We start from the raw sequence: 14,406 nt of genomic DNA, 5'->3' as shown, positions 1-14,406 counted from the left end.
GCCCTCGTCGCGGAACGTGGACCGCCGCACCGGCTCTCCCGGTGCGGCGGTCCGTGCCGTTCCTCGACTCAGCGCGGCGCGTTCGGGCGCAGCGCGATCGCCTTGAGGAAGATGTCACCGATCTTGGTCGGGTCCTCGGTGACGAAGGTGCCGCCGCCGGTGACGCTGGTGATCGACTGGAGTTCGGCCTTGGAGACCTCGTTGCCGATGCCGATGATGACGACCTGCACCGGCCGCTCCGGGTCCGCCAGCGCCTTGAGTTCGCTGAGCAGCTTGGTCTGCGAGATGCCGTTGTCATCCTCGTTCTTGCCGTCGGTGAAGAGCACCACCGAGTTGACCCGGCCCGGCTCCCAGTCCCGCTGGACGGTCTTGTACGCCTCGAGCATCGTGTCGTACAGGCCGGTGTTGCCGTCGGACGGTCGAACGAAGCCCAGCCCCTGCTCCAGCCTGCTCCGGTTGCTCGACAGCGGGTTGATCGGCACGATCTCCCGCCAGTCCCGCGAGCCCACCAGGTTGGTGGAGAACGTCCACAGGCCGATCGACCAGGAGTCGTCGAACAGGTTCAGGCCGCGGCTCGCCGCCGCCACGGTGACCTGGGCACGGCTGGCGTTGTTGGCGGAGGGGACCTCCGTCTTCATGGAACCGGAGACGTCGATGACGCAGAGCATCCGGCCGGACTGGGTCGCGATGGACCAGCCGGAGACCGCCCGGTCTATCGCGACCGGGTCCAGGCCACCCGCGGCGCCGACACCGGCCGGCGGGACGGTCGACTGGCCACCGGCCGGGCTCGGAGCGCCCTGCGGCGCCCTGAAGCCCTCACCCCAGTTGCCGTCCGGGGCGCGCAGCGACTGGGCGGCCAGCCGGTTCTTGAAACCCTGGGTGGTGAGCAGCTCGTAGAGCACCCGGGCGGCCGAGGCCTTCGACGGCTCGACGCCGGGCAGCACCGCGTACGGGTAGTCCAGCGGCATGGGCGACGGCTCCAGGTAGAGCGCGGCCAGCGGGATCGGCGGCTTGGTGTTGTTGTACGCCATGACGTCCTCCTCCGACAGCGCGGCGGCGGAGAGCGCGCTGGCGATGGACGCCGGGTCGTTGGAGCGTGGGAACCGGGCGAGCAGGTCCTGCCGCAGCGCGGAGCGGCCGGTGGCCAGCGCCCGGAGCGCGCCGGTGGTGGCCTGCTGCGCGTCCCCGCCGGAGGCGCTGGCGGCGGCGGTGAGAGAGAGGAGCCCGGACAGGCCGGCGGCGTCCCGGGTCGGCTCGACGATCCCGGCGCGCAACGGCTTGTCGCTACTGACCGCGCGGAGCAGGTCGGTCCAGCTGAGCTTCTTGTCCGGCCAACCGAGACGCGAGGCGGCGACCGGCTCCGGCATGGCCACCACGATCGGGCTGCGGGCGATCGACGCGCCGTTGCCCGGGGCGAAGGCGGTGGCGCCGTTGTTCTTCAGCCGCAGCAGCCAGGTGGAGGAGTCCGGGATCCAGACGTCGGGGGTGACCGCCGTACCACTGGCCTGCCCCACGCCCGCGAGGGTGGCGCCGTGCTTGCTGGCGACCGCGGCGGCCACCTCGACGGAATCGGAGGAGGTGACGGTGACCGCGATACACGTTCCGCCGACCGCCGCCCCGTCCTTGACCCACTGGCTGGCGGCGTCAGCGACCGCCGGCGCCAGTTCCGGCGTCGCGGCCACGGAGAGCTGGATCTCCCCGGAGCAGGACGGGCCAGCCAGCTGCTGGTAGCCGAACCAGGACCCGGCAACCACGACGGCGAGCGCGGTCGCCACGGCTGCGGCTCCTGCTCCACGAAAACTTGAACGCATGCGATGGCGGCCAGACACGCCGACCATCTTGCGCAGGTCGGGCGCTTACCGCCATAACCGTTCGGACGAAAGTTACTGAGGAGAAACAGTTGATCACCGTTTCGCCACATTGAGTAGTCAGTCCGTTTCCAGGCGTGGATCTGTCCATCCCGGAGTGCCATCGGTCAGGCTAGGACACAGGTGGGGCTCGGTACCTCCACCGGCTCGCCGAGCGGCTCGGGCACACCCGAGCCGGGATCCACCCGGAACACGCGCACCATGTCGGCCCGCTCGTCCGCGACGTAGAGGTGTTCCCCGACCAGCACGAAGTGCCGCGGCCACTCCCCGCCCGTGGGTACCTCCGCCACCAGCCGCGGCAGCTCGCCGTCGAGCGCGAAGACCGCGACGGTGCCGACCCCCCGGTTGCCGACGTAGAGGAAGCGCCCACCCGGACCGACGGCGATCTCCGAGGGCTGGACGTGCCCCGCCCGGCCGCTGGCATCGACCCGTCCCCGCTGGTGCAGGGCTCCCTCCGCGGTCAACTCGTACGCGGTCACCGTCGCGTCCAACTCGCCCGCCACCCAGCACCGCCGCCCGTCGGGATGCCGGGCCAGGTGACGCGGCCCGGCACCGGCGACGGTACGCGCCGCGGGCGCGCGGGGGACCAGCCGGCCCGACCCGGCGTCCAGGTCGTAGCGGTAGATCGAGTCGGTGCCGAGGTCGACCGCGAGCAACGGACCGGCGCCCGGGTCCGGGGACACCATGTGGCAGTGCGACTTCTCCTGGCGTTCCGGGTCCGGGCCGTGCCCCTCGTGCCGGACGAGGTCGCTGCGCTCCCCCGGCACCCCGTGGTCGTCGAGCGGGAGGACCGCGACGCTGCCGCCGCCGTAGTTGGCGACGAGGAGGTGCCCACCGTCCGGCACGACCGCCAGGTGACACGGCTCGGCGCCACCGGTCGACCGGACGGCCAGCGGGGTCAGTTCGCCCCGCTGGCCCACGCCGAAGGCGCTGACCCGGCCTTCGGGAAGCTCGTTCACCGCGTACAGCACCGGCAGGGCGGGATGCCGGGCGAGGAAGGAGGGAGACTCGGTGCCCACCACCGTGCCGAGCGGCGTCAGCTCTCCCGAGCCCGGGTCCCGACGGGCGGCCACGATGCCGTCCCCCCGTCCGCCGCTGGCCGCCGTGTATCCACCGATGTAGACGATCTCACTCGTCACCGCTGTGTCCCTCCGCCGTTCCTGCCGTCGCTCCCACCAGAACCTCTCCCCGGCGATCCCGGCCGTCAGGCCCCTTCCCGGATTCTGCCCGGACGGCCGCCGCGGCGGCGGCGGACCGGCCAGCAACCGGACACGACCGGCCGGGCCGAGGGCGGACCGGCGGGTCAGGCCACCGGAACCGGTTCACCCCGCTGCCGGGCCACGTGCTCGACCAGCGAGATCAGCACCATCTTCGCGGACTGGCGGTCCCGCGCGTCGCAGAGCACCACCGGCACCTGCGGATCGATGTCCAGCGCCTGCCGGACCGCCTCGATGCCGAACTGGCGGGCCCCGTCGAAGTGGTTCACCCCCACCACGAACGGGATGCCGCGCTGCTCGAAGTAGTCGATCGAGGGGAAGCAGTCGGCGAGGCGGCGGGTGTCGGCGAGCACGACCGCGCCGAGCGCCCCGAAGGCCAGCTCGTCCCACAGGAACCAGAACCGGTCCTGGCCCGGCGTGCCGAAGAGGTAGACCTGGAGGTCCTCGGTGATGGTGATCCGGCCGAAGTCCATCGCCACCGTGGTGGTGGTCTTCCCCTCCACCCCGGAGAGGTCGTCGGTGCCGATGCTGACGCTGGTCAACACCTCCTCGGTCTGCAGGGGGCGTACCTCGCTCAGGGCGCTGACCAACGTCGTCTTGCCCGCGCCGAAGCCGCCGGCAATGAGGATCTTGAGAGCCAGCGGCAACCGGGCCCCGGAGGAGTCCCGGTCAGAGCGCACGTAGTCCACTGACCACCGCCTTGAGGATGTCGTTGTCGGGAAGTGCGGCGGCCGGCGGCTCGTGCACCGAGACCAGCCCCCGGGCGAGCAGATCGCCGAGGAGAACACGGACCACGCCCACGGCGAGGTCCAGGTCGGCGGCGAGGTCCGCCACCGCGGCCGGACGCCGGGCCAGTTCGACCAGACGCCGGTGTTCGGGCTGCAACCCGGGCTGGCCGGTCGGATTCCCGACCGCCAGCACGAACGCGACCAGATCGAAGCCGTCGAAGGACGGGCGCACCCGGCCACCGGTGAGGGTGTACGGCCGGACCACCGGACCGGCGGCGCCGTCCAGCCACTCGTGCTGAGGGCCCGGCGGCTCAGCTCGCATCGACGGCCCCTGCCGCCGCCCGCGCCGGCGCGGTCAGGTTCTCCCCGACCCTGATCACCAGCATCGCCATCTCGTACGCCACGAACCCGATGTCCGCGTCGGCCTCGCAGACCACCGCGAGGCAGGTGCCCTGACCGGCGGCCGTGACGAACAGGTACGCGGACTCCATCTCCACCACCGTCTGCCGGACCCCACCCGCGTCGAGGTGCCGGCTGGCCCCCTTCGCCAGGCTGGAGAAGCCGGAGGCCAGGGCGCAGAGATGTTCGGCGTCGGCGGTGTCCATCCCGGTGGAGGCACCGAGCAACAGGCCGTCGGCGGAGAGCACCACCGCCTCCAGGGCGGGGGGCACCCGCTCCACCAGTTCGTCCAGCAACCAGCCGAGGTCGGCGCTCTGCCTCGTCGTGTGCACCACTAGGCGTCCCTCTCAGTCGCGGTCGGGCATTCGGGGGCCGCCGCCGGCTCGGCCGGCGACGGGGACGGCTCGGGGGCCACCCGCCCCGAGGGGCCGTCGGTGGCCGCCGGGCCGGGTGGCAACGGGCGCAGCGCCACGCCCTCCCGCCGGCCTCGGGCGGTGCCGGCCTGCAGTGCCGACATCTGCCGGCGCACCTCCTCGGGCGAGCGCGGGGCCGGGGCCTCCGCGGCCTGCGACCGGGGCCGGGTCGCGGGCCCCCGCCGGCGGACCCGGCGGGGCAGGCCGTCGCCGTCGGGGGCGACTTCCACCGCGGAGGTACGCGCCGGCGCGAACGGCAGCACGGTCTGGTCGGAGCGTTCCCGGGTGGTCCGGCCCGACCGGGCCCGGACCGGGACGCCCAGCCGGCTGACCGGGGCACCCGGGCGGCCCACCGGGATGGGCGACACGGGCGGCTCGTCGGTGATCAGGTCGGTCGGCACGAGCACCACCGCGGTCAGCCCACCGGGCTGCTCGGAGCGCAGGGTGACCATGATGCCGTGCCGGGCGGCGAGGCGGGCCACCACGAAGAGTCCGAGGCGGGCGCTGTCGGCCGGGTCGAACTCGGGCGGGTCGGCCAGGCGGCGGTTGGCCTCCGCCACCGCGCCCGGCGCCATCCCCAGGCCCTGGTCGGTGATCTCGACGACGTACCCCCTGGCCACCTGCTGGCCGGCGATCCCGACCCGGGTCTCCGGCGGGGAGAAGGCGGTGGCGTTCTCGATCAGCTCGGCGAGCAGGTGGACCACGTCGGCCACCGCCCGGCCCGCCAGCCCCGCGGGCTGCACCTCCCCGACGTCCACCCGGTCGTACGCCTCGACCTCGGAGACCGCGCCGCGGATCACGTCCAGCACGGCGACCGGCTGTCGCCAGCCCCGCCCGGGCACCGCCCCGGCGAGGATGACCAGGTCCTCGGCGTGCCGGCGGAGCCGGGTGGCCAGATGGTCGACCCGGAACAGGTCGGCCAGCTCGTCCGGATCCTCGGTGCGCCGTTCCATCCGGTCGAGCAGGGCGAGCTGCCGGTGCACCAGACCCTGGCTGCGGCGGGCGAGGTTGAGGAAGACCTCGTTCAGGCCCCGGCGCAGGGTGACCTCGTCGACGGCGGCACTGACGGCGGTACGCCGGACCTCGTTGAAGGCGCGTCCGACGTCGCCGATCTCGTCGGCGCCGTACTCCAGCGGCGGCGCCTCACGCGCCACATCGACCTGTTCTCCCCGGCGCAGCCGGGCCACCACGTCGGGGAGCCGGTGCTCGGCCATCTCCAGGGCGGCGATCCGCACGCCGGTGAGCCGGCGGGCCAGCGTACGCCCGACCCGCAGCGCGACCAGGACCGACACGACGACCGCCAGCAGTCCGAGCACTCCGGCGGCGGCGAGCCGGACCAGGATGGTGACGGCCACCGGCACGGTGCGGTCGGCCAGCGCCTGTGCCTCGCGCAGCTCGTAGTCGATCATCTGCTGCTGCACGGCGTCGTAGCTGGCGACCCACGCCCGGCCGTCCACCGGCGGACGGCCCGACGGGTCGGCGCGCAGCAGCGCCTCCTGCATGGCGCGCAGTCGGACGAACTCCTCCCCGGCGACCAGCCGCTGGTAGGCGGCCCGGTCCTCGACCGGCAGGTCGGCCACGGACATGTCGGCGAGGAACCGCTCGTTGCCGATGATCTGCACCAGCCGCAGGTGCTCCCCTTCGGTGAACCGGCCGCTGGCGACCGCCCCGGCCACCAGCGCGTCGGTCTGGCCGCGCAGCTCACGGGTCCAGCCGAGGCCGGTGAGCGCCAGGGCCTGCCGGTTCAGCTCCGCGTCGGGCGCGTCGGCCATCGCGTAGAAAGCCCCGAAGACCGCTCCGATGACGCCGGTGTAGAGACCGCTCGCGCCGACCCTGTCGATCTGCCGGCGGTCGATGAATCCACGCCCGGCCGGCAGTGTGTCGAGGGCGGCGGCCAGCTTGTCCAGGCGGCTGTCGAGCAGGTCGCCGCCGGCGTCGCGCAGCCGTTCCCCGCCGATGCGCCGGCGCAGGTCGGCTACCGCGGTGTCGGTGCGCTGCCGCTGCTCGGCCAGGGCTGGCAGCGTCCGCGTACCGACGAGCTGGACCACCGAGAGTCGCCGCTCGCGTTGCAGCTCCGCGACGACCGCGCCGCCGGGGCGGCCGAGCTCTTCGAGGAAGGTACGCGCGACGAGCAGGTCGAGCGCGGGGCCGAGGGCGAGCGTGGTGGTGAAGATCCAGAGGGCCAGCAGGGCAGCGACCGGGGTCACGACCAGTGCGGTCAGCTTGGCGCGGATCGACCAGTCGTGGGTGTCCATTGAGTCCTCGCCCGAAGGGATGGCAGCGGTGGCGCCGGCGCCGGCCGGGCAGCACCCGGCCACGGCGCCGGGCACCGGCACGGGCGCCTTGGGCAGGATACGTAATCGGGGCCCGCAGCACTACCGGGTGACAACGGTCCCACCTGCGCTCCGTTGTGGATCCTCGGCTCGGCGAACGCCCCGCCCGTCCCCGGCGGGGCGTTCGTCCAGAAGGGAACTCAGCCGTCGGTCGACAGGCCGAGGCCCTCGGCGACGCGGCGGCCGTAGTCGTGGTCGCACTGGCTGAAGTGCCAGACCATCTTCTCCTGGATGTGCTTGTCACACCGGGACAGGTTGGTCACCAGGTTGAGGACGAGGTCGTCGCGCTCCCAGTCGGCCATCTCGCGGTACCGCCGGCCAGCCTGGGAGTAGTTGTCCTGCCGCTCGATCGGGGCCTTCATGACCTGCCCGGACACGAACGGGCGGTACTCCCGGTACGACTCGTCGGCCTCGCGCAGCCCGGCCGCCGAGGACGGTTCGAAGTTGATGTGCGGGTTCGCGCCCCGGTTGTCCACCCCGTACGACATCGCGCCGCCGGACTGGTTGGTGCTGACCACCACGTCCTCGCGGGGCCGGTTGACCGGCAGCTGGAGGTAGTTCGGGCCGACCCGGTAGCGCTGGGTGTCCGAGTAGGAGAAGGTGCGGCCGACGAGCATCTTGTCGTCGGAGAAGTCGATGCCGTCGACCAGCACGCCGGTGCCGAAGGCGATCTGCTCGTTCTCGTTGTGGTGGTCGGTGATGTTCCGGTTGAGAGTCATCATTCCGACAGGCAGGTACGGGAAGTCCTCCTCCGGCCAGATCTTGGTGTCGTCGAGCGGGTCGAAGTCCAGTTCCGGGTGCTCGTCGTCGCTCATGATCTGGACGTTGAGCTCCCACTGCGGGTACTCGCCGCGCTCGATGGCCTCGTACAGGTCCTTCGAGGCGTGGCCGAGGTCCCTGGCCTGGATCTCCTGCGCCTGCGCCTCGGTGAGGTTGTGCTCGCCCTGTTGGGAGAGCCAGTGGAACTTGACCAGCACGCCCTCGCCGCCGGCGTTGACGAGGCGGTACGTGTTCACCCCGGAGCCGCGCATGGTGCGGTAGTTCCTCGGGATGCCGTACGGGCTGAACAGCCAGGTCAGCATGTGCATGGCCTCGGGCGTGTTCGACATGAAGTCGAAGATCCGGTTGGGCTCCTGGCGGAAGGTCACCGGGTCCGGCTTCAACGCGTGGATCACGTCGGGGAACTTGATCGCGTCGCGGATGAAGAAGATCTGGAGGTTGTTGCCGACCATGTCCCAGTTGCCGTCCTCGGTGCGGAACTTCACCGCGAAGCCACGCGGGTCGCGGGCCGCCTCGGAGGAGTCCCGGCCGCCGATGACGGTGGAGAACCGGATGGTGACCGGGGTCTTCTTGCCCCTGGTCTGGAAGAGTTTGGCCCTCGTGAAGGTGGACGCCGGCACGGCCTGGTCACCGGTTCCGACCGTGCCGTACGCCTCGAACTCGCCGTGGGCGACGAAGCCGCGGGCGTGCACCACCCGCTCGGGAATCCGCTCCCGGTCGAAGTGGCTGATCTTCTCCAGGAAGTGGTAGTTCTCCAGCGTCGCGGGCCCACGCGAACCGACCGTGCGCTGCTGCTGGTTGTTGTGGACGGGGTGACCCTGACGGGTGGTGAGGATGGGCTTGTCGGCCTGATCGCTCATCGCTGTCCTCCTGATGGGTTCTGGCGGTCGGGGTGACCCCCGGTGGGTGGTGTCGGTGGACCCCACCGCGGACGCCGTCGCCAGCACCGCGGGACCGCGCGTCACGCGGCGGGCGGCGGGCGGGCGTACGACGCCAAACTCGACCGGCATCACCCCACCCAAGCGCGTTGTCTGGAATCAGTCAACTTTTAGCCGCCAGGAAAGTCCACCGGATCGGGATTGGCGATCACCGGACGGAGGGAATACCAGGGTGGCGAAGGAGGAGCCATGTCGCCCACGCAGGTAGTCGTTGTGGTGCTCGCCGTGCTGGTGGTCGCGGTGCTGGTCGCCGTGGCCGTCGTGACCGGCCGGCGCCGCGCGCTCAAACGCCGATTCGGCCCCGAGTACGACCGGGTCGTCACGGAACGGGACAGCCGCACCGCCGCCGAACGAGAGCTGCGCGACCGGGAACGCCGGCACGCCGAACTCGAACTCACCCCGCTGGACCCGCAGGCCCGCGCCCGCTACGCCGCCGCCTGGGAGGAACTCCAGGTGCGGTTCGTCGACTCCCCGGCCGAGACGGTCGGTGACGCCGACGAACTGGTCAGCCGGCTCATCGCCGACCGCGGCTACCCCGCCGGGGACTTCCCGGAACAGATCGCCCACCTCTCCGTCGAGCACGCCCGCACCCTCACCCACTATCGGGAGGCGCACGAGATCCGGCTGCGCAACGAGCGGGGTGAGGCAAGCACCGAGGAGCTGCGCCAGGCCGTCGTGCACTACCGGACCCTCTTCGCCGACCTGCTCGGCGAGGATCCGGTCGGGCAGCGACCGCCGGCGCAGCGCAGACCGGACAGCCCGCACGACGTCACCAGCCGCTGAGGAGAGCCCCATGCGCCAGGAAGAGCAGCAGGTCAGCCCGGACCACCCGGACGCGGTGCGGTCCACGCCCGTACCCGTCCCACCCGCCGGCGGGGCAACCGCGCACCGGGACCGGAACGGGCGCGCCGACACCCCGGAGGACATGCTGGAGGACCGGGGCACCTTCGACGACCCGACGGTGGCCCCCGCCGACGACCGCGCCGGCATCCGCCCGTACGGCGGGCGGGACCGTGACCCCGACGGCGGCCGGCCGGAGTTCCACGAACCGGCCCCGCTGCCGACCGCCTTCGGCGCGGCCACGGTGGGCGACGCGGTCGCCGCCTCGGCGTTGGCCAGCGGGCGTCCGGAGGACGAGCGGGATGCCCGGCTGGAGGACACCGCGCTGCCCGGCGACGGCGCACCCGGACGAACCGAGCCATTCGACGACGAACGGGCCGACCCGACGGCCGCCGACCGGATCCACGACCGCGACCGCTGGGAGGCCGGGCACCGGGACGCCGCGACCGGGAACGAGGCCGGCCCGGCCGGGGTACGGCGCGACGGTGACGCGCCGGCCGCCGGGTACGGCAGCGCCGCGCCGGCGATGGTCGACCCGGACGCCGAGGCACCGGGCGCCGGCGCGGCGACGGTCGCCGCCGGGGCGACCGGGGCGGCCGGCGGCAACGTGCCGACGCACGCGGCGACCCTGTTCGAGCCGGACGCGGCGCAGGGCTTCCGGGACCGCTGGCGGGAGATCCAGCTCCGCTTCGTGGACGACCCGCAGGCGGCGGTCGGCGAGGCGCAGTCACTGGTCGAGGAGGCCATCCAGGCGCTGTCGGCCGCGCTCTCCGCGCAGAAGCAGCGGATTGGCGGCTGGCAGGACGCCGGTTCGGCCGACACCGAGCAGTTGCGGGTTGCGGTCCGCCAGTACCGGGACTTCCTGGACCGGGTGCTCGGTCGCTGACTGCGCAGTCGGGCGCCCCGGTCGCAGGTCGGCCGGGGCGCCCGCGTGTGTGCCGTACGTCGCGCGTGGAAAGTCGACCTATCGGGTAGTAGCACGTCCACGCACGCGACGAAGGGTGGCGGGGATGGACGGTGGCGGCCTCCGGCTGAGCATGAACGCGCTGGACTACGGGATTCTCACGCTCTACTTCGTCACCGTGCTCGGTGTCGGTTTCGCGGCCCGCCGGGCCATCCGGACCAGCGTCGACTTCTTTCTCTCGGGGCGCTCGCTACCGGCCTGGGTGACCGGATTGGCCTTCGTCTCGGCGAACCTCGGCGCGCTGGAGATCATCGGGATGGCCGCCAACGGCGCCCAGTACGGCATGATGACCCTGCACTACTACTGGATCGGCGCCGTGCCGGCGATGGTCTTCCTCGGCATCGTGATGATGCCCTTCTACTACGGCTCCCGGGTCCGCAGCGTCCCCGAGTACCTGCGGTTGCGGTTCAACCGACCGACCCACCTGCTCAACGCGATCAGCTTCGCGGTGGCCCAGGTGCTCATCGCCGGGGTCAACCTGTACGCGCTGGCGCTGATCATGCAGGCGCTGCTCGGTTGGCCGCTGTGGGTGGCGGTTCTGGTCGGCGCGGTGATCGTGCTGGCGTACATCACCGTCGGCGGGCTCTCCGGCGCGATCTACAACGAGGTGCTCCAGTTCTTCGTGATCATCGCGGGTCTGGTGCCGATCACCGTGATCGGGCTGGTGAAGGTCGGTGGCGTGAGCGGCCTGATGGACGCCGTCCGCGAGTCCCCACTCGGCGAGGCCGGCCTGCACGCGTGGCAGGGCACCGGCGGCACCGACAACCCCCTCGGCGCGCACTGGATCGGCATCGTCTTCGGTCTCGGTTTCGTGCTGTCCTTCGGCTACTGGACCACCAACTTCGCCGAGGTGCAGCGGGCGTTGTCGGCGCGGAACATGAGTGCCGCCCGGCGGACCCCGATCATCGCCGCGTACCCGAAGCTGGTGATCCCGGTGGTCACCGTGATCCCCGGCCTGATCGCGCTGGTCACGGTGCACGGGCTGGGTGCCTCGGAGGGCGATCTGGTCTACAACAACGCGATTCCGCTGCTGATGCGCGACCTGCTCCCCAACGGGGTGCTCGGGGTCGCCGTGACCGGCCTGATCGCCTCGTTCATGGCCGGCATGGCGGCCAACGTGAGCGGCTTCAACACCGTCTTCACGTACGACATCTGGCAGGCGTACGTGCGCCGGGACGGCTCGGACGAGTACTACGTCCGGGTGGGCCGGATCGCCACCGTCGGCGGCGTGCTAATCGGCATCGGCACGGCGTTCATCGCGGCCGGGTTCAGCAACATCATGAACTACATCCAGGCGCTCTTCTCGCTGTTCAACGCCCCGTTGTTCGCGACCTTCATCATCGGCATGTTCTGGAAGCGGATGAGCCCGCTGGCCGGTTTCTGGTCGCTGCTGTCGGGCACCGTGGCCGCGCTGGCCACGTACCTGCTCTACAAGGGCGGGGTGCTGCACTTCAACTCCGACCTGGAGGAGAGCTTCTGGGGGGCGGGGATCGCCTTCGCCACGGTCGCCGTGGTGGCCGCGATCGTCACTCCGCTGACCCGCCCCAAGCCCGACGGCGAACTCCAGGGCCTGGTCTACGGCATGGGCGGGGTGGACCTGAAGGGCGACGTGCTGGCCGGCGACCGGGTCTGGTGGCGCTCGCCGGTGCTGCTCGGCGCGATCGCCCTGGTCCTGGCCGTGGTCCTGTACATCCCGGTCTTCTGAGGCTACGTCCCGGTCTTCTGACGCCGGTCCCCCGGCGGTGACACGAGAGGAAGGTCGACTCCATGGAACAGCACAGTGAGCGGGCGGAGGATCCGCTGGTCGAGGAGACCGAGAAGGAGCGGGCGAGGTCCGCGGCGGCCCGGCTGTTCGACATCCGCCGGGTGATCGGTGGCCTGTTCGTCGTGTACGGCGTGCTCGTCGGCCTGGTCGGCCTCTTCGACGGACAGTCGGAGATCGACAAGGCGCAGGGCATCCGGATCAACCTGTGGGCCGGTCTGGTGATGTTGCTCTTCGGCCTGTTCATGCTGGCCTGGCAGTGGCTCCGCCCGGTCGAGCCGCCCACCGTCGAGGAGGCCGGGGAGGTCTGATCCGCGCCGGCATGGGCCCGTCCCAGCGGGGTACGCGAGATCAGAGCATCCTGGGACAGGAGGGCAGCGCCATGACGGATCGTGACCCCAACCGTGGCCGGCCGCTGGAGGAGAGCCCCGAGGTGGCCGCCGCGGTCGACGACGACACCACCGTGCCGCAGTTGGCCACCGACGGCGGCCCGGACCGGGACAACCCGGCCTTCGCCGAACCGGGCGGGGCGACGACGGACAGCACCGAGGAACTGCTGGGTGACCCGTACGCGGCGGGCACCGGCGCGACGGGAACCGGCACCGGCGCGACCCCGGACAACATCCGCACCGGCGCCGAGCAGCAGTGGGAGCCGGAGGACCTGGTGACGGCCCGGGGGCAGGACCTGACCCCGGAGAACATCGAGCGGGCCCGCCGGGATCTGGCCGAGCTGGGGCCGGCGGCGATCGAGCGGACCGTTCCCTGACCGACCGCGGGGGCCCCTGGCCCGACCGGTGACCGGTCGGGCCAGGGGCCCTGGGGAACCTACCGCGGCAGTGCCTCACTCCTGCCGCGGCAGGTAGGCCGTCCGCCGGATCAGGAGAGCGGCGGGTAGGCGTTGCGCATCAGCTCGGCGAACTGCGCCGGGAACCAGGCGCCCGAGATCGGGGCGTCCGGCAGGGCGCCGCTCATGTTGTTGCCGTTGCGCGCGTTGCCCTCGTAGGTCGGGTCGCACATCCGGTCGAAGCCCTTGCCCTCGGTGTTCGGGATCTCCTTGCTGGAGCCGTCCGACTCACCCGGGGGCTTCACCCAGACGTACGCGTCGATGCCGGGCTCCGGAGCGGCCTTGGGACGCTCGCCCAGACCCGCACCGGCCTGGTTGCACCAGTTGCCGGTGTGGAAGCGCCGGTCGACCCGGCCACCGTTGACGTAGGCGTCGACGCTGGTCGTCGGCCCGGGGGCGGTCGGCCGGGCCGAGCCGCCCCACCCGTTACGGGAGGTGTCGATCAGCATGCCGATGTTCGTGTCGAAGCCCTTGGACACCAGCTCCCTGCGGAACGCCTGGGCGAACGAGAGCTCGTCGACGTACCAGTTCCAGTCGACCCACTTGGACTGCCGGACGGACGTCCCGCCCACGGTGTCGGTCACCTTGAAGTGCGGCTCCCGCAGGGCCGAGTAGTTCGCGGTGTTGACGATGAAGCCGTGCACGTTGGCCGGGGTGCTGCCGGACGCGCCGGCCGCCTCGCGCAGGATCTGGGCGGTCGGGCTGAAGTTGCTGTCCCAGCCGATCCAGCCGTGGTGCGCGGCGTCGATGTAGTTGTAGACGTTCGGGATCGCGCCGAACTTGGCCAGGGCGTAGCCGACACCGTTGACGTACGCGCCGTTGTTCTTGACCGTGTCGCACATGACCGTGCCGCCCGGGTTGCCCGAGGTGTTGGTCACCAGGTTCGGCAGCGAGTCGATCTCGATGACGTTGATGATCCGCAGGTTGCGGTACTTCGCGTCACCCTGGATCGCGGCGATCGGGTCGATGTACTCGGCCTTGTAGCGGGGCAGCTCGTGCGCCTTCAGCTCACCGTTGGAGGCGAGCGCCGAGCAGTCGCGGCCGGGCAGGTTGTAGATCACGATCTGGATGTAGTTGGCACCCTGCCGCAGCGCCTCGTCCAGGTGGTCCCGCAGGCCCATGGCGCCGTTGGAGCTGCTGTCCGGCGTCCCGTTGATGGCGGCGATCCGGTCCAGCCAGACCGCGGTCGGGGTGTTCGAGACGCGGTTGCCGCCGGGCACCGACTCGGCCTTGGCCTTCCACTCCGGGTTCACGTACCCCTTGGCGTTCAGGTACGGGTTGTCCACCCGCTGCCCCGGGGTCGGCGGCGGGGTGGTCGGC

General features: G+C 71.9%; 13 protein-coding genes. 5 read left to right on the top strand and 8 right to left on the bottom strand.

Going from position 1 to position 14,406, the window contains the following annotated elements; translation table 11 throughout:
* Positions 1–68: 68 nt before the first annotated feature.
* The 7 genes from E1165_RS12085 to E1165_RS12055 form a co-directional block, all read right to left on the bottom strand.
* Complete coding sequence (locus tag E1165_RS12085; protein WP_207916850.1) at positions 69–1,811, bottom strand: substrate-binding domain-containing protein; 1,743 nt, start codon at positions 1,809–1,811, stop codon at positions 69–71.
* Positions 1,812–1,975: 164 nt separating this feature from the next.
* Entirely contained in the window at positions 1,976–3,007 is a 1,032-nt protein-coding gene (locus tag E1165_RS12080; RefSeq protein WP_207916848.1) for a lactonase family protein, read from the bottom strand.
* Positions 3,008–3,171: 164 nt separating this feature from the next.
* Positions 3,172–3,774 carry an ATP/GTP-binding protein gene (locus E1165_RS12075; protein WP_132390807.1) on the bottom strand — a complete coding sequence of 201 codons (603 nt, stop codon included), beginning with the start codon at positions 3,772–3,774 and terminating at the stop codon, positions 3,172–3,174.
* Complete coding sequence (locus tag E1165_RS12070; RefSeq protein WP_132390805.1) at positions 3,755–4,135, bottom strand: DUF742 domain-containing protein; 381 nt, start codon at positions 4,133–4,135, stop codon at positions 3,755–3,757. The genes E1165_RS12075 and E1165_RS12070 overlap by 20 nt, the downstream gene beginning before the upstream one ends.
* Positions 4,125–4,547, bottom strand: a complete 423-nt coding sequence (locus tag E1165_RS12065; RefSeq protein ID WP_132390803.1) for a roadblock/LC7 domain-containing protein — start codon at positions 4,545–4,547, stop codon at positions 4,125–4,127. Before E1165_RS12065 ends, E1165_RS12070 begins: the two co-directional genes overlap by 11 nt.
* Positions 4,547–6,880, bottom strand: coding sequence for a nitrate- and nitrite sensing domain-containing protein (locus E1165_RS12060; RefSeq protein WP_132390801.1), 2,334 nt, complete (start codon positions 6,878–6,880; stop codon positions 4,547–4,549). Before E1165_RS12060 ends, E1165_RS12065 begins: the two co-directional genes overlap by 1 nt.
* A gap of 218 nt (positions 6,881–7,098) precedes the next feature.
* Positions 7,099–8,598 carry a catalase gene (locus tag E1165_RS12055; RefSeq protein ID WP_132390799.1) on the bottom strand — a complete coding sequence of 500 codons (1,500 nt, stop codon included), beginning with the start codon at positions 8,596–8,598 and terminating at the stop codon, positions 7,099–7,101.
* A 267-nt stretch (positions 8,599–8,865) separates the two neighbouring features.
* Here E1165_RS12055 and E1165_RS12050 point away from each other — a divergent pair, with 267 nt between their 5' ends.
* The 5 genes from E1165_RS12050 (at position 8,866) to E1165_RS12030 (ending at position 13,008) form a co-directional block, all read left to right on the top strand.
* On the top strand, positions 8,866–9,459 hold the full coding sequence (locus E1165_RS12050) for a hypothetical protein (RefSeq protein ID WP_132390797.1): 594 nt from the start codon (positions 8,866–8,868) through the stop codon (positions 9,457–9,459).
* 10 nt (positions 9,460–9,469) lie between these two features.
* Positions 9,470–10,402, top strand: coding sequence for a hypothetical protein (locus E1165_RS12045; protein WP_132390795.1), 933 nt, complete (start codon positions 9,470–9,472; stop codon positions 10,400–10,402).
* A 124-nt stretch (positions 10,403–10,526) separates the two neighbouring features.
* The gene (locus E1165_RS12040; RefSeq protein WP_132390793.1) at positions 10,527–12,185 is read left to right on the top strand and encodes a sodium:solute symporter family protein; all 1,659 of its coding nucleotides are present in this window, start codon (positions 10,527–10,529) and stop codon (positions 12,183–12,185) included.
* Between the two features lie 62 nt (positions 12,186–12,247).
* The gene (locus E1165_RS12035) at positions 12,248–12,553 is read left to right on the top strand and encodes a hypothetical protein (protein ID WP_132390791.1); all 306 of its coding nucleotides are present in this window, start codon (positions 12,248–12,250) and stop codon (positions 12,551–12,553) included.
* A gap of 71 nt (positions 12,554–12,624) precedes the next feature.
* Positions 12,625–13,008, top strand: coding sequence for a hypothetical protein (locus E1165_RS12030; RefSeq protein ID WP_132390789.1), 384 nt, complete (start codon positions 12,625–12,627; stop codon positions 13,006–13,008).
* Between the two features lie 110 nt (positions 13,009–13,118).
* On the opposite strand, the gene E1165_RS12025 is transcribed toward E1165_RS12030, so the two are convergent.
* On the bottom strand, positions 13,119–14,406 hold a 1,288-nt coding region (locus tag E1165_RS12025; protein WP_132390787.1), incomplete at its 5' end, for a glycoside hydrolase family 6 protein.

It is taken from the genome of Micromonospora sp. KC723 (assembly GCF_004348595.1).
GTDB lineage: Bacteria > Actinomycetota > Actinomycetes > Mycobacteriales > Micromonosporaceae > Micromonospora.
Note: the sequence above shows the minus strand (reverse complement) of the source record. Positions and strands in the feature narration are given on the sequence as shown.